Origin of the sequence: Streptomyces sp. NPDC018610 (assembly GCF_044391765.1) — a bacterium.
GTDB lineage: Bacteria > Actinomycetota > Actinomycetes > Streptomycetales > Streptomycetaceae > Streptomyces.
The window spans coordinates 79,442-101,215 of the sequence record NZ_JBISAL010000010.1; the positions used below are offsets into that span (position 1 = coordinate 79,442).

The following is a 21,774-nucleotide window of genomic DNA, read 5'->3' on the forward strand; positions in this document are numbered from 1 at the left end:
GGTCAGCACTCATGCGCCGCTTGCGCATCGCAGCCCTGGCCGGGGCTTCGGCCCTCGCCCTCCTGACCGGAGCAAGCCTGCTCTCGTCATCCCCGCAACCCGCCCCCACAAGCCTCCCGGCGGATCCCATCGCCTCGGCCGTCCCTCAGTTCGACCACGTGGTCGTCGTGATGTTCGAGAACAAGAATTACTCGACCATCAAGGGCGGCTCCAGCGCCCCCTACCTCAACTCCCTCGCCTCCCAAGGCACGCTGTTCACCAACGCCTTCGGCGTCACCCACCCCAGCCAGCCGAACTACATCTCCCTGTTCTCCGGCTCCCAGCAGGGCATCACCAACGACGACTGCATCAGCAAGACCTTCTCCACCGGCAACCTCGGACAGCAACTCCTCGACGCCCACCGCACCTTCAAGGGCTACTCCGAGGGGCTCCCCAGCGCCGGGTACACCGGCTGCAGCAGCGGCAACTACCGGCGCAAGCACGCACCCTGGGTGGACTTCCCCACGGTCAGCGGGTCCGCGTACAACGTGCCGTACTCGTCGTTCCCCAGCGACTACAGCAAGCTGCCCACGGTGTCGTTCGTCATCCCGAACATGTGCAATGACATGCACGACTGCCCGGTGGGCACCGGTGACACCTGGATCAAGAACAATCTCGACGGCTACGTCCAGTGGGCCAAGACGCACAACAGCCTGCTGATCGCAGACTTCGACGAGGACAACTTCACCTCCGTCAACCAGATCTTCACCGTCTTCGCGGGCGCGCACGTCAAGGCCGGCTACGAGTCGAACACGCAAATCAACCACTTCAACGTCCTGCGCACCATCGAGGACATGTACGGGCTACCCGCCCTGGGCAGCGCGTCCGGCAAGTCGCCCATCACCGACGCCTGGACGTCCTCCACCTCCGCACTGGCCGTCACCGATCCCGGCGGCCAGAGCGGCACCGTCGGCCAGGCGGCCTCGCTGCAGTTGTCCGCTTCCGGGGGCAGCAGCCCGTACTCCTGGTCGGCCACCGGGCTGCCCGCCGGGCTGTCGCTCGACTCCGCGACCGGACGGGTCACCGGCACTCCGACCACCGCCGGTACCTCCACGGTCAAGGCGACCGTCAAGGACGCCACCGGCGCCACCGCGTTCGCCTCCTTCTCCTGGTCCGTGACCGCCTCCGGTGGCACCAGCGCGGTGTTCTCGGACGACTTCGAGTCGGACAAGGGCTGGCGGGTCGACGGCGCGGGAACCGACACCGCGACGTCGGGTGTGTTCGAGCGGGGCATCCCGCAGCAGACCACCTCCACCCACAGCAACCAGGTCAAGCAGCTGACCGCGGCCTCCGGCTCCAACGCGCTGACCACCGGCGCGGCGGCCGGCGCGGCCTACGGGGACAACGACCTGGACGGCGGCAAGACCACCGTCTTCTCCCCCCAGATCACCCTGCCCGCCAGCGGCCCGCTGACCCTGCACTTCACCTACAACGTCGCCAACGGCGACAACTCCGGCACCGACGACTACCTGCGCATCCGCGTCCTGGACGGCACCACGCCCACCACGCTGTTCGAGAAGACCGGATCAGCCAGCGAAGTCGCCGGGCAGTGGCAGACCGCCACAGCCGACCTGTCCGCCTTCGCAGGCAAGACCATCCGCGTCTACCTCGAAGCCGCCGACGCCGGCACCGCCAGCCTCTTCGAAGCCCAACTCGACGACCTCACCATCACCCAAGGCTGAAAGGCAGCCCCCTGATCAGCTGGAGGCCGGAACCGCTCCCCTCGGTCCGGCCTCCAGCACCCCTTTTTCCGACCGCCGCTGAGGAGGCGAACCCGGCCGTGTATCTGTCCACCATCGACCGATCCCAAGGAGACGGCACGCGCCGGGGCCCGCGCGCAACAGCCGCCGCCGTGGGTACCAACGTTCTGGCGCTCGGGACGGTGAGTCTGCTCACCGACGTCTCCGCGGAAATGGTCACCGCCGTCCTGCCTTTGTACTTCGTCCTCACGTTGCAGCTCAGCCCGGCCGCCTATGGTCTGATGGATGGCCTCTACACCGGCGCGACCGCCTTGCTGCGGTTGGTCGGAGGGTATGTGGCCGACCGCTTTCGCAGGCGCAAGACGGTCGCCGCAACCGGCTACGGCATCTCCGCCCTGGCCAAGCTGGGTCTGGTGGCCGCCGGATCCTCCCTTCCCGTACTCGGCGCGGTCATAGTCGCCGACCGGGCCGGAAAGGGACTGCGCAGCGCACCACGCGATGCGCTCATCACCCTGTCGGTTCCCGAACCAGTGCTCGGCCAGGCGTTCGGTGTCCACCGGGCCATGGACAGCATGGGTGCCTTCGCGGGGCCGCTGGCCGCGCTCGGTGTCCTGGCGGCCGTCGGGACGACCAGCCCGGCGGCCTTCAACGCGCTGTTCGTCACCAGCTTCTGCGTCGCAGCCGTCGGGCTGCTGGCCCTGGCCGTGTTCGCCCGCGACCGGCGCGACGAGCAGCCCGCTGCCACCCCCGTCAGTCTGAGGGCCGCCGCCCGGCTGCTGCACGCCGCCCCCGTTCGCCGGCTGCTCTACGCTGCCGGGCTGCTGGGGCTGGCCACCGTCGGTGACGGCTTCGTCTACCTGCTGCTGATGCGGCGCGAGTCCGTGTCAACCGGCTGGTTCCCGCTCATGGCGGTGGGCACCAACCTCGTCTACCTGCTCCTCGCCGCTCCTCTCGGGGCCTTCGCGGACCGGCACGGCCGCAGCACCATGCTGCTCGCCGGCTACGGCGCACTCGTGGCGGTCTATCTGCTGCTGTGCAGCCCGCTGCCAGGTACCGCCGTGGTCGTGGCCGTGCTCTGCTGCTACGGCGCGTTCTACGCCGCCACCGACGGAGTCCTGATGGCCCTGGCCGGCCCCCTGCTGCCGGCCGGCCTGCGCACCACCGGCCTGGCCTGTGTGCAGACCGTCCAAGCTCTTGCCTACTTCGTCTCCTCCGCCGCCTTCGGGCTCGCATGGACGACATGGGGAACCACCGCGGCGACCGCGGCCGCCGCGGTCACTACGGTCCTGGCCGTCACCGTCACGGCCGCCGTCCTGGCAGGCCGCACCCAGCAGGAGGCCGCCGCGTGACCAGCCGCACCACCCGCATCACGATCCAGATCGCCGCCGTCACCGCGCTGGCCGTCGTAGCGGTCCTGGCCATCGTGATCGCCAAAGGGACCGGATCATCCGCCCAGGCGGCGACCGGCCGAGTCTCTCTCGCTCCGGGACCCCGCCTGGTGGCGCGCAGCACCGCCTCGGACAGCACAGGCCGCCTGGTCTCCGTGTCGGCGGGCGACCCCGCCGGAAAGCGCACCGTCTCGCCCCTGTCCTGCGCACGGGTGTACGCGGCCGGCGGCACCGGACTGTGCCTACGCCTGGATCCCGGGCTGACGACCTACCAGCTCGCCGTTCTCGACGCGCACCTGAAGACAGTCCGGGAGATCCCCCTGGTCGGTGTGCCCAACCGGGCCAGGGTCTCGCCCAGCGGCCGGATGGTTGCCTGGACCGTCTTCGTCACCGGCGACTCCTACAACGGCGGACGCTTCTCCACCCGCGCCGGCATCCTCGACACCCGCACCCAGGAGCTGATCCCCACCCTGGAGGACTGGTCGGTCACCATGGACGGCAAGCCCTACCGGGCCCGGGACCTCAACTTCTGGGGTGTCACCTTCACCGCCGACGACCGTCACTTCTACGCAACCATGTCCACCGCCGGCCACCGCTACCTGGTCCTCGGCGACATGGCCACCCACCACCTGACAGCGCTCATGGACAACGTTGAGTGTCCCTCACTGTCTCCCGACGGCACCCGCATCGCCTTCAAGTCCGCCCGCGGCGGAGACCCCGCCCACGGCTGGCGCCTGTCGGTCCTGGACCTGGCCACCCGCCACGTCACCGCACTCGCCGAGACCCGCAGCGTGGACGACCAGGCCGCCTGGATCGACACACGGACCGTCGCCTACGCCATCCGCCGAGGCCGGGGCCACTCCGATGTGTGGAAGGTCCCGGCCGACGGCACAGGCACCCCCCGCATACTCATCCCCGACGCGGAGTCCCCCGCCGCCCTCGGCACCACCGCCCAGGAGGCCCAGTGATCAGCGCTTTCGATCTCTTCACCATCGGTATCGGGCCTTCCAGTTCCCACACCGTGGCACCGATGCGCGCTGCCCGCCTCTTCGCCACCGCCCTGGCCGGGGCGGCACTCTTGAACCGTGTCGAGTCCGTGCGTATCGAACTGTACGGATCGCTCAGCGCAACCGGACCGGGCCACGGCACCGACAAGGCGGTCCTCCTCGGACTCATGGGCGAAGAACCGGCGACCGTCGACGTGCAGACGGCCGACGAACGAGTCCGCCGACTGGCCCAGGACCGGCGCGTCCCTCTGCTGGGTGTCCGGCCGGCCTGCTACGACCTCGTGCTGCACGCACACGCCCTGCCCCGGCACCCCAACGCCCTCACCTTCACCGCCTGTGACAACGACGGGCATCTCCTGCACACGAAGACCTACTACTCGGTGGGCGGGGGGTTCCTGCACGGCGAGCAACCCGCGCCCGCCGCCGACGGGCTGAGCGTGCCCCACCCCTTCGGATCCGCTGAGGAACTCCTCGCACAGACAGGAGACCGCCGGATCAGCGATGTGATGCTCGCCAACGAGGTCGCATGGCGCCCCGAGGGGGAAGTCCGCTCCGGCCTGCTGGCCATCTGGGACATCATGCGGGACTGCGTACGCCGAGGCTGCGAGAGCGAAGGCATCCTGCCCGGCGGCCTGAACGTCCCGCGCCGAGCCCCAGGACTGCGCCGATCGCTGGAACAGGGAGGCTCCGGTGAGGACCCGCTGCGGATCATGGACCGCGTCGCGCTGCACGCCCTGGCCGTCAACGAGGAGAACGCCGCCGGTGGCCGGGTCGTCACGGCCCCCACCAACGGAGCCGCCGGTGTCATACCCGCCGTCCTGCACTACTACTGCGATGAGGTCCCCGGAGCCGACGAGGAGGGCATCGTCCGGTTCCTGCTCACCGCGGCCGCCATCGGCAGTCTCATCAAGGAGAACGCCTCCATCTCCGGCGCGGAGGTCGGCTGCCAGGGCGAGGTGGGCTCGGCCTGCGCCATGGCGGCCGCAGGACTGGCGGAAAGGCTGGGAGGCACGGCCGGGCAGGTGGAGAACGCCGCGGAAATCGCCCTGGAACACCACCTCGGCATGACCTGCGACCCGGTAGGCGGCCTGGTGCAGATCCCTTGCATCGAACGCAACGCCGTCGCGGCCGTCAAGGCAGTCACCGCCGCCCGCATGGCCATCAAAGGCAACGGGCACCACATCGTCTCACTGGACGCAGCGATCACCACCATGCGGGAGACCGGCGCCGACATGAGCACCAACTACAAGGAAACCTCCCGCGCCGGCCTCGCCCTCCACGTCATCCAGTGCTGACGGCCGCACCTTCCCGCCAACTTCCCACGATCGCAAGCGGCTTGCCCGCACCGACCCGGTGCCGGTGAACGGCCCCCGACGACGCGCTGTTGCGGGGCCTGTCACTGCGCCCTTCGGTCACTCGCCGCTTGCCGAGAACGCCCTGCCCGGGGCGCGCATGGACGGCACTTCCCACCGCTCCTGGCCACCTGACGCCAGCTGCGGCAGATGGCCACCGACGCAGCCTTCGAGCCGATAGGAGTGGGGCACCGCCCCACGCTGCAAGGAGATACCGTCCCATGCACCCTGCTCAGACCCGATTCACCCTCGAGGCGACCCCGGCCGCAGTCCCCGCAGCGCGCCAATGGATCTCAAGGGAGGTGCGGGGCTGGAGCGTATCGCTCGACGAGGAACTGCGCTGGCGCCTGGAACTGGTCGTGTCGGAACTTGTCACCAACGCCGTGCTGCACGCGGGCGGCCGACTGACCGCCTCGATCGTTCTGGAACACGACCTTCTCCTCATCGAGGTCCACGACGGCAGCACCACTGCTCCGCAGCCGCGCGCGGCGGGCCCCTGCGACGAAACCGGACGCGGACTCGCACTCGTCGCAGCCCTCTGCTTGATCCATGGCAGCGAACTCACAGCCTCCGGCAAGCGCTGCTGGGCGGTCCTGCCACTGCGGTCATGCGCCGACAACATCGACGTCATGCCTGGCAGCGACGCCCGGTGGGACTCAGCCCGCTGGACCGTCACCCCCGCCGGAGCACAACTGCTCGCCTGGTTGCTCGCACCCGTGGAGGACACCACGTCACCCACATGCGCTCAGCAGGGTGAAGCCGACGTGGTCGGCTGAGCCCAGGCACCGGAACAGGTCTGGCGGTCATCACGGTGCGACGGGCCGTCCGGCAATCCTTCACAGGCGGTGGCTCGTACGAGGGCCGAACCGACGCAGGGGTCCGTCAGGACAGCCCTGCCCGGACGGGCGCACTGGTCGTGCTCGAAGGAGGACCGCGCCCACGACCCTCACGGACTTGGCATCAAGCGATCACCAACGGATGCCGACACGGTGGGGTCTCTCGGGGCCGCTACGCCCTCGACGGACTTCAAGCGCCGACAGGGCGCCCACACCTGGCGTCGTCCCCAGGCGGGCGCGGGTGGCGGCGCCCACGGCCAAGGCGTCGGTGCCGAGATGGGCATAGACCCGCGTTGACCGGTCTCGCGTCGTCACAGTCGGCGGCCGGCGAGGTCCTCGTCGGCATCGTCGGCCAGCACGATCGCTGTCAAACCGGCGGCAGCCCCTTCGGCCTGGCACGATGCTCTCATAGAGCCGTTGCCGACGCCCTGTCCCGCTGACCTGATCCCCGAGGTCACGGGCATGGATGTCTGCAACGCCGCGACCAGGGCAGCCAGGGAGCGAGGCGCCGTTCGGATCGCCATCGAACGCCAGGGCGACCGCTGGACGGTCAAGGCGGACGTGCTCACGGCTCCGCAGCACGTCATCGACCCCACGGGCCTACTATGCCGTGCGCACCGCGGTGATCCAGCTGATCCGTTCGCGTGAGATTCGGCCCGACTCTTCCGCCGGACCGGTCTACATCGTCCTGTACGACCTGGAGGGCGAGGACAGAGCCCGCGAACTTGCCGCCGCACTTCACTCGGCGCTCTACGTTGGAGATCAGCGTCGCAGCGATCGCCCGCCGCTCCGGCGTCGACCGCACCTTCCTCTACCGACACCGCGATCTCCTCGCCCAGGTCCACGCCCAGCCGCCCGCCATCCCCGGCCCCGCCGTCAGCCGAGCCTCCCTGCAAGCCGACCTGCTGGCCGCTGACGCCCGCACCGCCCGCCTCGCAGCCCACGTCCGGCGCCTCGAAGCCTGCCTCAGCGGGGCCCTGGGCGAGCAGGTCCGGCATGAGTCCGGCATCGGCGGCCCCGAGGACACCGAGCAGCTCAAGGCCCGGATCACCACCCTCGAACAACAGGTGATCGACCTGGAACTCGAGATCCAGGACCGCGACGACGATCTCGCCGCCAACCGCGAGCTCATGGCCCAGCTCAACCGACACACCGCGGCGAGAGCCAGGGGTATCGGCCCGGCCGCGGACAGGGCGGCCATTATGCCCACGGCCACGGCTATGCGGGCCAGGCGTCTCGCGCCCATGGGCCACGGGCTTTGGAGGTCGGAGGTCGTTGACAGCCCTTGTCGCTGAAGGAACCAGGTGAGGTGCGACCGCAATCGATCGCATCTGTCCGGAAAATGGAAGGCGGACGGCCGATCAGCTTGGCTCAACCTCGCAAGCTTGGGGAGGAGTTGACCGTGGCGAGATTGAACGCATGGCGCACTTGTGCCACGCGACAGCAAGGATGGATCCGTCAAACCGTCACTTTCGTCGCCGTCGGCAGGACTCCATCCGGTCGCTCACCGAGCTTCCTGCGCCTTGATGCCGACCGGCACGCCCTGTGCGGGACCGCTGCGGCGGCGCATCCGTGCGGCCCGTGGACCGGACGGGGTCTGTTCGCTGTCCACCGACGTGCGTGAGAACGTGACGCGGGCTGCTGTGCCACAGACATGTGTCCCGTGCCCCCCTACGGCACCACCGACCGCGAGTCGGCAGAAGCCGCCGGCACTGCCGTCGAACCGATCGCCCTCCTCGGCCTCGGCGTGCCCTCACCTGCCCACGCCGGCCCGACGGAGGTTTCCCTGCACGCCAAAAGACGCAATCCGGCACCCGTAGTCGCCCATGAGGCAGCACGACGTCCTCTCACTGCCTGCCACACGGCAGCCGAGCACCGCCGTCTGCGTAGCGCAAGGGCACGATCACGCCCCTGACAGTGGCTCCCTGGACGCCCTTGGGGGCGGCACTACCCCTTGCGCTCGTGCTCCCGACAGGTGCCCATGGCATTGCCCCGTCACCTCATGCGACCAGCCGGTAACGCATGGCACCCGAACGCGTTTGGGATGTACTCCTCCAGAGGTACAGGACGTGGCGGACCTCCTCGGGAACGACCTGATGTGACTTCCCGCGCCGGACGCGCAGGGCCCCGCGTGCAGCAGACGCTGGCACTACCGCACCGCCCGCGACCGCTTCCACAGCGGCAGGCGTCCGCATCCCGTCAAGCCTGAGGAGACCCCGGCATGCTGTGCTTCGAACTCACCCGTCAGATGCCGCACCGCGAACCGGCGTGGGAGGACCCGACCGCCTACCAAGTTCCGCAGCACTCGAGAGGTGGCGGCTTCTCCCACCGGTTGGCTTATGCCCCCGGGCAGCCCTTCCCCGCGCCGGGACCGCCCCCTACCCGCAGCCTGCGCTGGATCGTGACCATGGCGACCACGACGACCGCCGGACGTGCGGGCACGCAGACCTTCGTCGTCGACGCTCCCACATCCCACGAGGCACTGGCCGAGGCCCGCGCCCGGCTGCAGACACCGGCTGCCGTTGCACACCGGCGCGGGGCCGCGATCGATCCCGCATCCGCGGTGGCGCAGGACTGGCGCAGCTGGGACCGGGCGCAGACTGCGGGCTGGGAGGGTACGGGCTGATGCGCCAGGACCCTGCCCCCGGCCTGTGGTCCCGCCCCTCTCACGGCGAAGGCTCCCCGGTGCCAGCGCGGCTGTCGGAGCGGCACCTGCGTGTCCTGGGGCTGAAGGGGGTGGAGGCCAGGGCCTACCTGCACCTGCTTGAGTGTGGGCCCGCACCCGTCACCGCGATCGCCGATGCACTGCCCGTCGGGGTGAGCGAGGCCCGCAGTGCGGTACATCGGCTCACACAACGAGGACTGGCGTGCGGCGGGCAGCACGGCCAGGACGTGGAGCCGGTCGAGCCCAGCTCTGCGCTCCAGTGCCTGGCGCACGAAAGGACGGTGGACGTCCTGCAGGCCCAGGTGGCAGCCGAGAACGCCTACCGGCACTATCGGCGGCATATGCCGGCCGCCGAGCATGGGGATGCCTTCGAAGTCATCACGGACGTCCAGATCAGCGAGCGCATCCAGCAGGCCGAACGTTCGGCGCGGCACGAGGTCCTGCGCTTCGTACCGCACCCCGTGGATCACGAGCCGCCCTCCCAATCCGCCACCGCACTCCTCACCCAGGGCGTGCCGCACCGCGTCGTGTATGCCAAGGCGGCCGTGGAGGACATCGCCTACTACCGTGAGGCCGTGCGGCCCAGTGTCGCGCTGGGAATGCAGGCAAGGGTCATCTCCACCTTGCCGACGGAGCTGAGCATCTACGACGGCCGCTGCGCCCTGCTTGCTCTGAGCACCGCCGGTACGCGGCGACAGCGGCAGATGCTCATGGTGCGCGGGTCCGGTCTCCTCTCGGCCCTTCAGGAGCTGTTCGAGCTCGCCTGGCACAGTGCTTTCCCCATGCACGCCGCAGGGCCGTGCCCACCGCAGCTGACCCCCATGGAACGGCGCATCCTGGAGCTGATGTCGACCGGGGTGACCGACGAGCACATCGCCCGACGTCTCGACGTCAGTCGGCGGACGTTGAGCAGGTACGTGGAGCGGCTTGCACGCAGAACGGGTACCACGACGCGCTTCCAGCTGGCGCTCGCAGCATCGCGCCGCGGCTGGCTGTGACAGCCCTCTTCCGGGCCCTTTCACCAGTGCGCCGGAAGGGTGCCCGAGGCGGGGGCAGAGCACCCAGACGGATCCGGCTTTCCGAACGCCTGACGCATAGGCGCCATTGGCATGTCTGTGTCACACAATTGTCCGGTGAGGGAGTAGACCAGGCGGACCCTCGCATTCCGGCTGGGCGCAACCTCAGCAAGGCAGCCATGCGTACCTGCACCGAAGACGCACCTCGGCGCATGGGCGCGGGCCCTCGCTGCGCTCACCGGCGAACTTCGTGTCCCAAGGAGGTTTACTGTGCCCTTTCCGCGCCTGGTCACCACACTCCGAAGATCGGCACTGGCCATGATGGCTGCCAGCGCATTCCTCGGTCCGGTACTCGCCGGCCCGGGCGACCACGCTGCCGCAGCCACGGTCATTCCCCGCTACGACCATGTCGTGGTTGTCCCCTTCGAGAACCACGACTACGGGGACATTCTGGACACCGCGCCGTACTTCAAGTCGCTGGCCGCCCAAGGGGCCCTGTTCACCCAGTCCTTCGGCGTCACCCACCCCAGCCAGCCCAACTACATCAGTCTCTTCTCCGGCTCACCGCAGGGCGTCACCGACGACAGCTGCCCCCACAGCTTCACCGGCGGCAATCTCGGTCAGCAGCTGATCGACGCAGGTCACACGTTCAAGGCGTACTCCGAAGACCTGCCGAGCGCCGGATACACCGGCTGCAGCAGCGGCGACTACGCCCGTAAGCACGCGCCCTGGGCGGACTTCCCCACCGTCGGGGACTCCTCCCACCACCTGCCGTTCTCCAGCTTCCCCACCGACTACACCAAGCTCCCCACGGTCTCCTTCGTCGTGCCGGACCTGTGCAGTGACATGCACAACTGCCCTGTCAGCACCGGCGACAGCTGGCTGAAGACCAACCTCGACGGCTACGCGCAATGGGCCAAGACCCACAACAGTCTGCTCATCGTCACCTTCGACGAGGACTCCCGCACCAGCTCGGTCAATCAGATCTACACCGCATTCGTCGGAGCACACGTCAAGACCGGCTACCAGACCACCACACCCATCAACCACTACCGCGTGCTGCGCACCCTCGAGGACATGTACGGGCTGGCTCCTCTGGGCAACGCCGCCAAAAAGACCGCCGTCACCGATGTGTGGAGCGTCCCCAGCGGACCGGTTCTCTTCTCCGACGACTTCGAAGCGGACAAGGGTTGGCGCGTGAACACCGCTGGCACCGACACCGCGACCTCGGGTCTGTGGGAGCGGGGCAACCCGGAGCAGACCGTCTCCGGATCCAGCGGCGACATCAAGCAGCTGGGTACGACCCACTCCGGCGTCAACGCCCTGACCACCGGCCTCCTGGCGGGCGCCTCGTACGCGTCCAACGACGTGGACGACGGCACCACGAGCGTGACCTCGCCTGCCATCACCCTGCCCGCCGGCACCACTCCCCAGATGAGCTGGTGGTACAACTTCGCCTACAACAGCAACTCCGGACCGGACGACTACCTGCGCGTCGAGGTCGTCAGCGGCACCACTTCCACTACCGTGTTCCAGCAGAACGGAACGGCTGACACCCGCCTGGCGGGGGCGTGGCGTGCGGCGAACGCCGACCTGTCGGCGTTCGCCGGCAAGACCGTGCGGCTGCGCATCACCACTGCAGACATGGGAGCCAGCAGCGTCGTGGAGGCGCAGATCGACGACCTCGCCGTCACCAGCAGCTGAGCGAGACCGGTCTGCGTGGCTGTCGATCCGGCGGGAAGGGCGGGGGCTGCGGCGAACGCAGCCCCCGCCCACCACATCCGGTCACGCGCCGGGTGCGTTTCCCGGGTGTCGATCGCAGCGGTCGGTGCCCGTGGGGACACCTCGGGTTCCTGTCCAGGTGGCAGGGACGCCTTCTCACGTCCCGTCTCCGGCCGCGGGGACCAGCAGCCTGCTCTCGTAGGCGATCATGACCAGCTGCGCGCGGTCCCGGGCGGAGAGCTTGGCCAGGGTGCGGCTGACGTGAGTCTTCACCGTGAGGCGCGACAGGGTCAGCTCCGCAGCGATCTCGTCGTTGGACAACCCTCGTCCCACCAGCACCAGCACCTCCCTCTCCCGGTCGGTGAGGGCGTCCAGACCGGGTGTGGGCCGGTCCGAGGACTGTTGGCGGCCGGAATACTCCTCGATCAGACGCCGGGTGCGGCGCGGCAGGAGCAGGCTGTCGCCGATGGCCACTGTTCTGACCGCGGCGAGCAGCTCGGCCGGGGCGGTGTCCTTCATGAGGAAGCCGCTCGCTCCGGCCTGCAAGGCGGCGAACACGTACTCGTCATGCCCGAAGGTGGTCAGCACGACGACCTTAACCCCGGACAGCTCAGGGTCGGCGGAGATCGCGCGGGTGGCGGCGATCCCGTCCATGACCGGCATCCGGATGTCCATGAGCGTGACCTGCGGGAGGCGCGCCCTGATGAGGCTGAGGGCCTCGGCTCCGTCGGAGGCCTCGCCGACCACTTCCAGGTCCGGCTCGGAGTCGATCAGCACTCGAAAGCCGGCCCTGACGAGGGCCTGGTCGTCGACCAGCAGCACACGCACTGTCATGGAGCCTCCGTAGGTATCCGCGCCGCCACCCGGAATCCGCCGGGCCGTCGGTGCCCCACCTCCAGGGTCCCGCCGACGGCTTCGACCCGCTCGCGCATGCCGCGCAGGCCGAGCCCCGACCCCTGTGGACCTGCCGCTGCGGTACCCGCTCCGTCGTCCTCGACGGACAGGTGCAGGCCGTGCTCCTCGTAGTCGAGGCGGACCTCCACGTTCGCCCCGGCTCCGGCGTACTTCACCGCGTTGGTCAGTGCTTCCTGCACCAGCCGGTACACCGTGGTGCCCACCACATGCGGAACCTCTCTGACCGGGCCGCCCACGATGTAGCCGACCCGCAGGCCGCCGGCGCGGGCGCCGTCCACCAGGGCAGACACGTCGTCCAGGCCGGGGGCAGGCGCCACTGGCAGATGCTGCGAGTCCGTGGTGCGCAGGAGTCCCAGGGTGGTGCGGATCTCCTCCATGGCAGAGCTGCTGGCCTGGCGGATTAGCTCCAGCGACTGCCGCACCTGCCTGGGGCTGGTATCGATCACATGCGCTGCCGTACCCGCCTGGACATTGATCACGGCAATGCTGTGGCCGATGACATCATGCAGTTCCTGAGCAATGCGCAGCCGCTCCTCGCTGACTCGTCGGTGCGCCTCGGCTTCGCGGGACTGCTCGGCCCGCAGCGCCCGCTCCTCGGCCTCAGCTGTGAAGCGTCGCTGGTTGGCCACGGCCACGCCGGCAGCCGAGGCCGCCACGAACCAGCCCAGCTGGTCGGCGCTGCTCAGATCGAAGGACTTGATGTTCCGTGCAAGGTCGACCGTGAAGTAGACCGCACACACGGTGACGGCAGTGGACGCGGCCACGACCCGGACCGGGAGGCTCATGCCCACCCGGACCAGGGCCACCAGGACCATCAGCGCTGCGGGGAAGACGAGCGTGGTCAGGGCCATGGACACCAGTGCGCATGCGAGTGTCACGACAAGTACCGGCGGCGGCCAGCGAGCCCTCAGAAGCAGGGCCGCACATCCTGCGGCGCCGACGACGAGTTGCGCCCAGGTCTCCTCATGGTGTCCCTCCATCGCGGGCAGTACGACCACCAGGGCGAACACGACCAACGGGACCAGCCATACTATCTGCCGTTCGTGCACGTTATTCACGATATGCCGCACTGCGGGACAGCACTCTTCCATGCGTCCAGCCGGGCCCGGAGGCGGCTGGTGCTCTGGCCGCCAGCCCCTTACGACTGGTTCCCTCCAGGCGGACCCGACGAGGAGATGCCCTTCGGTATCTGCAACAATCCAGCCCGGATCCGGCCCTCCAACCCCGATCAGCTGTCGTCCGCAGACGTGACTGGTCGAAGTGTCCCAGGGCGCGCTGCAAGTTCAGAGAGTGCCTCATTCACCTCGTCGATAGTGCGGGCACCTGAGCCTGGCCACCGAACAGGGCGATTCCCACGTTGCGACACATCCGGGCCGGGGCCTGTCGAAGACCGCCGCGCTCGAACTCGGGCCCCGCGGCATCCGCGTCAACACCGTTCACCCCGGCTACATCGAGACCGAGATGACGGCCTCCGCCGCGCCCGCGTTCCGCGAGGCCAATCTTCGGGAGACTCCCCTCGGGCGCACCGGCACCGTGGCTGAGGTGGCGCCGCTGGTTGTGTTCCTGCTGTCGGACGAGTCGTCGTTCATCACCGGTGCGGAGATTGCCGTGGACGGCGGCCTGACTGCGCACGGCGGGGCCAAGTCCGTCTCCGACGCCCTGCTCGCAGCGGAGGCCGGCGGATGAAGCGGCTCGACGGCAAGGTGGCTCTCATCTCCGGCACGGCCCGGGGACAGGGCCGGGCGGCGGCCCTGCGCTTCGCCGCCGAGGGCGCGCTGGTCGTCGGCGGTGACCTGCTGCACGAAGAGGCCCTTCAGACCCAGCGGCTCGTGGCCCGCGAGGGCGGCACGATTCTCACGCCAGGCCCGCTGGACGTCACGGACGAGGATTCCGTGCGGTCTTGGACCGAGGAGGCCGTGGACGCCTTCGGCGGTGTCGACATCGTCTGCGCCGACGCCGGTGCCGTCCGTTTCGGGGCGATCGGCTCGCAGTCCTATAAGGATTTCGCGTTCACCGTGCTCGCCGAGCTGGGCTCGGTGTGCTTGACGGTACGGGCGGCCTGGCCGCACCTGCTGCGAAGCCGCGGCTGCGTGCTGACGGTGGGTTCGACCACAGGTCTGACCGGCTCCCTCACCAACCCGCGCACCGGACACTCGGCCTCCAAGGGCGCGGTGATCGCGCTGACCCGGCAGCTCGCCGCGGAAGGCGCCCCGCACGGTGTCCGGGTCAACTGCGTCAGCCCCGGAATGATCGATACCGAGGGCTTCCGCGCCAATCTGCTTGCCGACGATCACCCGATGCGCCACATCGCCCGTCACGTCCCGCAGGGCCGGGTGGGCGTCCCGGACGACGTGGTGAACGCCGCCGTCTTCCTGACCTCCGACGAGGCCGCCTACATCACCGGCGCCAACCTCGTCGTCGACGGCGGATGGTCCGCCGTCCCGCCCGGCGCCACGGCCTCGAGCCCCTACGACCCGTCCGTCTCCCGGAAGGAACCCAGGACGTGAACAAGGTCTGCGGCAGCGCCGCCGAGGCGGTGGCCGACATCCCCGACGGTGCGTCGCTCGCCGTCGGCGGCTTCGGCCTCTCCGGCGTCCCCGCCGCCCTCATCGACGCTGTGCACGCACGAGGCACGACCTCTCTGGAGGTCGTGTCCAACAACTGCGGCGTGGACGGCCGCGGCCTGGGCGTCCTGCTCGCCGCGGGCCGCATCGCCCGCGTCACCGGCTCCTACGTCGGCGAGTACAAGGAGTTCGCCCGCCAGTACCTGGGCGGCGAGCTGGAGGTGGAACTGACTCCGCAGGGCACGCTCGCCGAACGGCTGCGCGCCGGCGGAGCCGGCATCCCCGCCTTCTACACCCCGGCCGGCGTCGGCACACAAGTGGCCCAGGGCGGCCTGCCCTGGCGGTACGCGCCCGGCGGAGGCGAAGTAGCCGTCGCCTCCCCGCCCAAGGAGACCCGGGAGTTCGGGGGACGCCCGTACCTCCTGGAACACGGCATCACCACCGACTTCGCCCTCGTACGCGCCTGGCGCGGCGACCGCCACGGCAACCTCGTCTTCCGGCACGCCGCCGCCGACTTCAATCCCCTCGCCGCCATGGCCGGGCACCTCACGATCGCCGAGGTCGAGGAACTCGTCGAGCCCGGCAAACTCGCCCCGGACCAGGTGCACCTGCGTTGGCGGCCTGTTCGATGTCCCACCCCAGGTCAGCCGCCAACCGCATGTAGCCCCATCGGGCGGACTTGACGTACTGCTCGCTGCCGGGCGAGGAGAGAACCTCCTGGCTCCCGCTCTTCTAGAGCCCGAACCCGTTGGCGGTGGGAACGGTGTTCCGGAGAGTGGCGGGGACCTGCTCCGCACTGATCGCCGAGGGTTTCCGCCTGCCTTGCCGGATCGTGCAGGCGCCGACGTGAACTGCGGTGGTCGTGACGGGCGTCATCACCTGCCGAGAGTGACCGCCTCACCGGGCAGGACGGCCGTGTCCGGTGCCCGGATGACGGCGGCATTGGCGTTCGGGCGTGTGGGCGATTTAGGCTGCGTCGGTTCGTGCCGTTCACGGCGGCAGCCCATCGACGGAGAGGAAAGCCGACAATGCAGCAGGCATCGGCCACCGACCCGGCTCCCGGGCGCCGCCCCGAGCTGGTCCCCGACCCGGATGCGGAAGCGGCCCGGATCGCGGCGGTGCGCCGCTACGACATCCTCGACACCCCGCCCGACGGGGCGTTCGACCGGGTGGCGGCGATGGCCGCCCGCCTCTTCGACGTGCCGGTGGCGACGGTCACGATCGTGGACACCGACCGCATCTGGTTCAAGGCCGCCCACGGCCTGGAGGGCGTCGCGGAGATCGGCCGCGATCCGGGCCTGTGCGGCTCGGCGATCCTGCGCGATGACACGATGGTCATCCCCGACACCCTCGAAGACCCCGTCGCGGCGGACAATCCGCTGGTCGCCGGAGAGATGGGGGTGCGCTTCTACGCCGCCGCACCGATCATCACCCCCGACGGGCACAAGCTGGGCACGGTCAACGTCCTCGACACCCGGCCGCGCTCGATCACCGAGGAGGACACCGCCACCCTTGCCGATCTCGCCGCGATCGTGCTGGACGAGATGGAGCTGCGGCTGTCGGCGCTGCGCGCCCTGCGCGACGAGCAGGCCCGCCGGGAGGCGGAGAGGCGGCACGCCGAGGCGGAGCGGGCGCGGGCCGAGGCGGAACGGGCGGCGCGGGAGAAGGCGGAGCAGGATAGGGCCGCCATCGCCGCGTTCGCCTCCACCCTCCAGCGCACTCTGCTGCCCCCGGCCCTTCCCGTGGTGCCGGGTCTGGAGCTGGCCTGCCATTACCGCACCGCCTCAGCCCACGACGTGGGCGGCGACTTCTACGACGTCTTCCCCGTCGACGGCGGCCGGTGGGCGTTCGTCCTCGGTGACGTGTGCGGCAAAGGCCCCGAGGCGGCGACCGTCACCGCCCTGGCCCGCCACACCCTGCGCGCCACGGCCCAGATCGACGCCGACCCCGTCACCGTGCTGAGCGCGCTCAACACCATGCTGCTCACCGACGTCACCGCCGGCCGCCGCTTCTGCACCGTCGTCTTCGGCCTCCTCGAGCCCCGGGGGGACGACGGCTTCACCGTCACCGTCGCCACCGGCGGCCACCCGCCGGCCTACCACGTGCGCCCCGACGACAGCGGCGCCGTCTGGGTGCGGGCCGTACGCCCCAAGGGCGGCATGCTCGTCGGCGCCTTCCCGCAGGCGCCCTTCGCCCAGACCACGTTCTCCCTGACGGCCGGCGAGAGCCTGTTCCTCTACACCGACGGGCTGACCGAAGCCCGCACCACCGAGGGCGCCATGCTCGGTGACGACGGCCTGACCGGCTTCCTCCACCAGCGCACCGGGCCGGTCACCGCCACCTCCCTGGTCGAGGACAGCATCACCCTGCTGGCCTCGCTGCCCGACGGAGCCGGCGACGACGTGGCCCTGCTGGCCCTGTCCGTCCCCCACCCCCACACCATGCCCGACGGCAGTGTCGCCGCCACCGCACACACCGCCGCCGCGCCCGAACACTTCGGCCAGGAGTGATGACCGACGTGACCGACACGCTGCAGCTGACCGTCCAGCAACCCCATCCCGGCCTCGCTATCGCCACAGTCGCCGGGGACGTGGACATGCACACCGCGGACACCCTGCGCCGCGACGCCTCGATGATCATCGAGCAAGGGTGCCCGCACCTGGTTCTGGACCTGTCCCAGGTCGGTTTCTGCGACTCCGCCGGTCTGAGCGCGCTCATCGGCCTCTGGCACACCGCCCAGGCGCAGGGCGGTGAACTCGGACTCGCCAACGTCCCCGACCGCCTGATGCGGATGCTCACCCTCACCGGCGTCGACACGATCCTGCCGGTCCACGCCACCACGAGCGAAGCAGTCACCACCATGATCGCCGACAAGCAGACCAGCGCAGGGCCGCAGGGCTCCGTCGACCGTGTGACCACCGCCGGCGGGGCTGGTGCGCCGACCGAAGGGGAACACACGGCCTGCGACAGCGCTCGTAACCCCTCCGCGAACCTGAACTGATCGCGCGGACGCGTCACGACGGGGCGTCTGTACCAGCGATCGAGCCCGGCGCTCCTACCGCGGTACCCCCGCGCTGGCTGTCCCGTTCCCCGTGTGCAGCGGCGGCGAGGACGACGGCAAAGGACGGCACGGTCTCGTCGGGTCGGATGTCCGGCGCCGTCCAGGACGAATGCCTCCTGCCAGGCGGGGGCGGTCTTTGTGCACGTTTGGTACGCGAAATGTGCGCTTGACGAACGGGAGGCTGACACTGGGTCTTCGGCGTTGGGCCCGGTCGATGGCTGCAGTCCCCGGCGAGCGATGACCGCACGGAGATGACCGCACAGAGGCCTTCGCCTCCCTTCGGGCAGTCATCGGCCGGGATGGGAGCCCGACGGCCGCGATCGCCAGCCCTCAGGTCCGCCCGGCATGGATTCGGCACCGCGCCAGACGCACCGATCCATGGGCTGGATCGTCGTGGACGCTGGTCACCAGCGTGACGAGGTGGGGGGATCAGGTGATCGGGCTGACGAAGTTCCCGGGGTGGCTTGCTGCCTCCTGCCGGGTGACACTGCCCCATTTCCATGTGAGCGTCTTCACGGTACCCCCGGGCAGGGTGACGACGGCCTGGTCGGGACGGATGACCTCGTTCCCGTTCTTGCCGTTGTCGCTGAGGAAGGTGACGTTGAACTTTGCGGTCTTGCCGGGGGCGAGATCCACGCTGCTGCCCCCCGGCTGTTGACGCAGCGTCTCCGGCGCGCCGTCCGTGGTGAGCATGACCGAGGGCGCGCCGAGCAGGGCGCATGTGTGGTCTCCGGTGTTCTTCACCTGGACGCCGGCCGTTTCCTGCCGCTCGCTACCGCCGGGCTTGGCGGTACCGCCGACCCAGGACAGGGTGACGTTCGTGCAGGCAGGCGAGCTGGGGGCAGCCGCGGCAGGGACGGCGGCGGTCACGGACGAGACCAGGGCGCTGACGGCGACCCCCAGTGCGATCTTGCGGGTGCGCTGCATGAGTGCCTCCGGCGGGCGTGACGGAAGTGGACCTAGCAGGTATCTGGTACCGCGGATGAGACGTGGGACCCCTCTTGAACAATGAACTACGGGAACCCGCGCGCTGTCGGGCCGGCAGTGGGTGCAGGCGGCCACGCCCTCGGCGAGCGCCTGGCGGGCGGCCGCCCGGTCGATCGCCTGCGCCCGGACATCCGGCGGTCCCCGGTGTGGGCGGCGACGGGCGGCATGGTGCGGTTCAGGTCGCCTTCGATCACCCAGTCCGGGGGCCGGGGGCCCGGCGGAGATGCTGCGGTGAATGGGGCAGGGCGATCCCTCCCCGGCCGGACTGGCCGGCGTTCTGATTGACGCCCCCCGGGGCTGACGTACGCGGCTGGGCACAGCGTGCAGGCCAGACTGGGAGTGCGTCCTGACCCGCGCCGCCGGTGGAGTCGGCACCCGCGCTGATGTCGCGGCCTGCCGGGGCCCTGACGGATCCGGGTCGGGGGACCGCAGCCTGGTCAGACCTGGTACGGCAGTGGGCGTCCGGCCCACCAGCCCATGGTCGGCGTTGGGGATGCGCTGGTAGCGGGCAGGCGACAACTTTTTCGAGGCTGCGTCTCACATTTTCCGGTCTGCGCCCCATAACAAGGGTGCACGTGATGGCCCGGACCGCTAGGTCAGGGCTTTGCCCGTGCCCGCCGGGCTGCAGGCCTTGACGGGCTAGTGGCTTGGCTCGGATTTGTCGACCACGTGATCGGTTCGCCGTCCGGTGCCCGTCATTCTGCCACCAGGTGTGATCTCGACGGTGGCCGTGAGGGCGTCCTGGAGTGTTCGCATGCCTGCGAGCATGGGCGAGGGCGCCTCCCACCCCGCGTGTCTCCCCGCTCTACCCGCCGTGGCCCGTCGCCTTGCCCGCCACGGCGGCGGCCGCGCGGACGAAGGCGGCCAGGGCTGGGGAGGTGGCGTGCTCGGGCCAGGCGAGGACGAGCGTGGTGGGCTCGGCATCATCGACCGGGACAGCGACCAGGTCGTCGCGGAGCTGATCGCGGATGGAGGAGGGGAGGACGGCGACCATGCGGCGCAAGGCGATGAGGTGGAGAAGCTGCCCAAGATCGTGGATCTCGGGTCCGTGTGAGCCACCCTCAGGTGCGCCCGGCCAGCGTGGCAGGGGCTCCCCGGCGAGGTCGTTCAGGCAGACCCGGGTACGGCCCGCGAGGCGATGCGAACTCGGTATCACGAGAAGTTGAGCCTCGGTCAGGAGGTCCTGCGAGTCCAGGCCGGTGAGGTCGTGGTGGGGGCGGTGAAGCAGGGCGGCGTCTGCACGGCCCTCCCGCAGGAGGATCTCGCGCTCGCCGAAGCTGCACACCAGCTCGACCGGCAGCGCACCCGGCTCAGTCTGATAGGCGTCGAGGATCGCGGGCAGCAGGCCACCGTCGCCGCCCGGCTTGATGACCAGGACCAGACGCGGGTCGGCGCGGCCGGCCCGCCGGGTGCGGCGCGCCGCGGCCGACGCCGCGTCGAGCACCGTACGGCTCTCGCGGAGCAGGACGGCCCCCGCCTCGGTCAGTGCGACCCGGCGACTGCCACGGTCCAACAGGGGCACGCCCAGCCGTCGTTCGAGCTGCTGAATGGCGCGGGAGAGCGGCGGTTGGGTCATCCCCAGCCGGGCGGCCGCCCGACCGAAGTGCAGTTCCTCGGCGACAGCGGTGAAGTAGACGAGCTCGCGGACCTCCAGTCTTTCCATACCCGCACGGTATCGCTGCGTACCTGGTCGGTGTTGGAGCTCCCGGCCGCCCCCGTGGTGGACTGAACGCATGACAGAAACCACGACTGCCCTGGTCACCGGTGCCAACAAGGGCATCGGGCGCGAGGTCGCGGCCCGGCTCGCCTCGCTCGGCACGAACGTCCTGCTGGCCTCGCGCGACCCGCACCGCGGTGCGGCAGCCGCAGCCGACCTGGGCCCGCGGGTGTACCCGGTCACCCTGGACGTCACCGACCGCGCCAGCGTCCTGTCCGCCGCCCGCTGGATCGAGGAGCGCTTTGGCCGGCTGGACATCCTGGTCAACAACGCCGGCATCTCTGGCGACCTCGCCGCCCAGAGCCCTGGCAGTGTCGAACTTGCCGCTGTACGCGAGGTGTTCGAGACCAACGTGTTCGGCGTGATCAGCGTGACCACCACGATGCTGCCGCTGCTCGCCCGCTCCCCCGCCGCCCGGATTGTCAACGTCAGCAGTGGACTGGGCTCCATCGCCCGGATGACCGATCCCGAGGACTACTTCACAACCCGGCCCGCGTTGGCCGCGTACGTCCCGTCCAAGACCGCACTCAACTCGCTGACCGTGCAGTACGCCAAGGAACTGCGCAGCCGCAACATCCTGGTCAACGCCGCCGATCCGGGGCCGTGTGCGACCGACTTCACCACCGCGTTCCCCGGCCTCACCCGCACCGCGGCCGACGGCGCGGCCGTGGTCGTCCGGCTCGCCACGCTGCCCGATGACGGGCCGACCGGCGGCTTCTTCGACGAGCACGGCCCGGTTCCCTGGTGAGCTGCCTGCCAGGGAACCGAGGGAGGGTAGCGGACCGTCAGGCAGTCTTGGCCGGGT

The 21,774-nt window shown here is 70.0% G+C and carries 18 protein-coding genes and 2 pseudogenes; 15 read left to right on the plus strand and 5 right to left on the minus strand.

Annotation, left to right across the window (positions count from 1 at the left end):
• The first annotated feature begins 11 nt into the window (after positions 1–11).
• The 9 genes from ACH5A8_RS24940 (at position 12) to ACH5A8_RS24980 (ending at position 11,707) form a co-directional block, all read left to right on the plus strand.
• On the plus strand, positions 12–1,721 hold the full coding sequence (locus ACH5A8_RS24940; protein WP_399005447.1) for an alkaline phosphatase family protein: 1,710 nt from the start codon (positions 12–14) through the stop codon (positions 1,719–1,721).
• Between the two features lie 170 nt (positions 1,722–1,891).
• The gene (locus ACH5A8_RS24945; protein WP_399005449.1) at positions 1,892–3,088 is read left to right on the plus strand and encodes an MFS transporter; all 1,197 of its coding nucleotides are present in this window, start codon (positions 1,892–1,894) and stop codon (positions 3,086–3,088) included.
• The gene (locus ACH5A8_RS24950; protein ID WP_399005451.1) at positions 3,085–4,095 is read left to right on the plus strand and encodes a hypothetical protein; all 1,011 of its coding nucleotides are present in this window, start codon (positions 3,085–3,087) and stop codon (positions 4,093–4,095) included. The genes ACH5A8_RS24945 and ACH5A8_RS24950 overlap by 4 nt, the downstream gene beginning before the upstream one ends.
• Positions 4,092–5,429, plus strand: a complete 1,338-nt coding sequence (locus ACH5A8_RS24955) for an L-serine ammonia-lyase (protein ID WP_399005453.1) — start codon at positions 4,092–4,094, stop codon at positions 5,427–5,429. Before ACH5A8_RS24950 ends, ACH5A8_RS24955 begins: the two co-directional genes overlap by 4 nt.
• A gap of 278 nt (positions 5,430–5,707) precedes the next feature.
• The gene (locus ACH5A8_RS24960; RefSeq protein WP_399005455.1) at positions 5,708–6,262 is read left to right on the plus strand and encodes an ATP-binding protein; all 555 of its coding nucleotides are present in this window, start codon (positions 5,708–5,710) and stop codon (positions 6,260–6,262) included.
• An 815-nt stretch (positions 6,263–7,077) separates the two neighbouring features.
• Positions 7,078–7,617: a hypothetical protein gene (locus tag ACH5A8_RS24965; RefSeq protein ID WP_399005457.1), complete on the plus strand. Its 540-nt coding sequence runs from the start codon at positions 7,078–7,080 to the stop codon at positions 7,615–7,617.
• Between the two features lie 926 nt (positions 7,618–8,543).
• Complete coding sequence (locus ACH5A8_RS24970) at positions 8,544–8,948, plus strand: hypothetical protein (protein ID WP_399005459.1); 405 nt, start codon at positions 8,544–8,546, stop codon at positions 8,946–8,948.
• A gap of 59 nt (positions 8,949–9,007) precedes the next feature.
• The gene (locus ACH5A8_RS24975; RefSeq protein ID WP_399005461.1) at positions 9,008–9,985 is read left to right on the plus strand and encodes a helix-turn-helix domain-containing protein; all 978 of its coding nucleotides are present in this window, start codon (positions 9,008–9,010) and stop codon (positions 9,983–9,985) included.
• Positions 9,986–10,324: 339 nt separating this feature from the next.
• Positions 10,325–11,707, plus strand: a complete 1,383-nt coding sequence (locus ACH5A8_RS24980; protein WP_399005463.1) for an alkaline phosphatase family protein — start codon at positions 10,325–10,327, stop codon at positions 11,705–11,707.
• A gap of 174 nt (positions 11,708–11,881) precedes the next feature.
• Here ACH5A8_RS24980 and ACH5A8_RS24985 read toward each other — a convergent pair whose 3' ends face one another.
• Both ACH5A8_RS24985 and ACH5A8_RS24990 read right to left on the minus strand, forming a co-directional pair.
• Positions 11,882–12,559 (minus strand): response regulator, encoded by a 678-nt coding sequence (locus tag ACH5A8_RS24985; protein ID WP_399005465.1) that lies wholly within the window; start codon positions 12,557–12,559, stop codon positions 11,882–11,884.
• Complete coding sequence (locus tag ACH5A8_RS24990) at positions 12,556–13,689, minus strand: sensor histidine kinase (RefSeq protein WP_399005466.1); 1,134 nt, start codon at positions 13,687–13,689, stop codon at positions 12,556–12,558. Before ACH5A8_RS24990 ends, ACH5A8_RS24985 begins: the two co-directional genes overlap by 4 nt.
• Before the next feature lie 325 nt (positions 13,690–14,014).
• Here ACH5A8_RS24990 and ACH5A8_RS24995 point away from each other — a divergent pair.
• The 5 genes and pseudogenes from ACH5A8_RS24995 to ACH5A8_RS25015 form a co-directional block, all read left to right on the plus strand.
• Positions 14,015–14,326, plus strand: a pseudogene (locus tag ACH5A8_RS24995) (SDR family NAD(P)-dependent oxidoreductase); the annotation flags it as partial.
• Positions 14,323–15,147, plus strand: a complete 825-nt coding sequence (locus ACH5A8_RS25000) for an SDR family NAD(P)-dependent oxidoreductase (RefSeq protein WP_399005468.1) — start codon at positions 14,323–14,325, stop codon at positions 15,145–15,147. The pseudogene ACH5A8_RS24995 and the gene ACH5A8_RS25000, both read left to right, overlap by 4 nt.
• Positions 15,144–15,887, plus strand: a complete 744-nt coding sequence (locus ACH5A8_RS25005) for a CoA transferase subunit A (RefSeq protein ID WP_399005470.1) — start codon at positions 15,144–15,146, stop codon at positions 15,885–15,887. The genes ACH5A8_RS25000 and ACH5A8_RS25005 overlap by 4 nt, the downstream gene beginning before the upstream one ends.
• A 345-nt stretch (positions 15,888–16,232) precedes the next feature.
• A complete protein-coding gene (locus ACH5A8_RS25010) occupies positions 16,233–17,714 on the plus strand; it encodes a PP2C family protein-serine/threonine phosphatase (protein ID WP_399005472.1) in 1,482 nt (493 codons plus the stop codon).
• Positions 17,714–18,205: an STAS domain-containing protein gene (locus ACH5A8_RS25015; RefSeq protein WP_399005474.1), complete on the plus strand. Its 492-nt coding sequence runs from the start codon at positions 17,714–17,716 to the stop codon at positions 18,203–18,205. The genes ACH5A8_RS25010 and ACH5A8_RS25015 overlap by 1 nt, the downstream gene beginning before the upstream one ends.
• A 489-nt stretch (positions 18,206–18,694) precedes the next feature.
• Here ACH5A8_RS25015 and ACH5A8_RS25020 read toward each other — a convergent pair whose 3' ends face one another.
• The 3 genes and pseudogenes from ACH5A8_RS25020 to ACH5A8_RS25030 all read right to left on the minus strand — a co-directional run bounded on the left by ACH5A8_RS25020 (position 18,695) and on the right by ACH5A8_RS25030 (position 20,915).
• Complete coding sequence (locus ACH5A8_RS25020) at positions 18,695–19,192, minus strand: DUF4232 domain-containing protein (protein WP_399005926.1); 498 nt, start codon at positions 19,190–19,192, stop codon at positions 18,695–18,697.
• Between the two features lie 114 nt (positions 19,193–19,306).
• Positions 19,307–19,723 (minus strand): annotated as a pseudogene (locus ACH5A8_RS25025) (hypothetical protein); the annotation flags it as partial.
• Positions 19,724–20,057: 334 nt separating this feature from the next.
• Positions 20,058–20,915 (minus strand): LysR family transcriptional regulator, encoded by an 858-nt coding sequence (locus ACH5A8_RS25030; RefSeq protein ID WP_399005476.1) that lies wholly within the window; start codon positions 20,913–20,915, stop codon positions 20,058–20,060.
• 70 nt (positions 20,916–20,985) lie between these two features.
• Between ACH5A8_RS25030 and ACH5A8_RS25035 the strand changes: the two genes are divergently transcribed.
• Complete coding sequence (locus tag ACH5A8_RS25035; RefSeq protein ID WP_399005478.1) at positions 20,986–21,717, plus strand: SDR family oxidoreductase; 732 nt, start codon at positions 20,986–20,988, stop codon at positions 21,715–21,717.
• Positions 21,718–21,774 lie beyond the last annotated feature (57 nt).

Excerpts from the sequence above, each read along its gene's own strand:
- ACH5A8_RS24980 (WP_399005463.1), top strand. The coding sequence starts at position 10,325 with ATGGCTGCCAGCGCATTCCTCGGTCCGGTACTCGCCGGCCCGGGCGAC.
- ACH5A8_RS25000 (WP_399005468.1), top strand. The coding sequence starts at position 14,323 with ATGAAGCGGCTCGACGGCAAGGTGGCTCTCATCTCCGGCACGGCCCGG.
- ACH5A8_RS25015 (WP_399005474.1), top strand. The coding sequence starts at position 17,714 with ATGACCGACGTGACCGACACGCTGCAGCTGACCGTCCAGCAACCCCAT.
- ACH5A8_RS24960 (WP_399005455.1), top strand. The coding sequence starts at position 5,708 with ATGCACCCTGCTCAGACCCGATTCACCCTCGAGGCGACCCCGGCCGCA.
- ACH5A8_RS25020 (WP_399005926.1), bottom strand. The coding sequence starts at position 19,192 with ATGCAGCGCACCCGCAAGATCGCACTGGGGGTCGCCGTCAGCGCCCTG.
- ACH5A8_RS24970 (WP_399005459.1), top strand. The coding sequence starts at position 8,544 with ATGCTGTGCTTCGAACTCACCCGTCAGATGCCGCACCGCGAACCGGCG.
- ACH5A8_RS25010 (WP_399005472.1), top strand. The coding sequence starts at position 16,233 with ATGCAGCAGGCATCGGCCACCGACCCGGCTCCCGGGCGCCGCCCCGAG.
- ACH5A8_RS24940 (WP_399005447.1), top strand. The coding sequence starts at position 12 with ATGCGCCGCTTGCGCATCGCAGCCCTGGCCGGGGCTTCGGCCCTCGCC.
- ACH5A8_RS25035 (WP_399005478.1), top strand. The coding sequence starts at position 20,986 with ATGACAGAAACCACGACTGCCCTGGTCACCGGTGCCAACAAGGGCATC.
- ACH5A8_RS25030 (WP_399005476.1), bottom strand. The coding sequence starts at position 20,915 with ATGGAAAGACTGGAGGTCCGCGAGCTCGTCTACTTCACCGCTGTCGCC.
- ACH5A8_RS24985 (WP_399005465.1), bottom strand. The coding sequence starts at position 12,559 with ATGACAGTGCGTGTGCTGCTGGTCGACGACCAGGCCCTCGTCAGGGCC.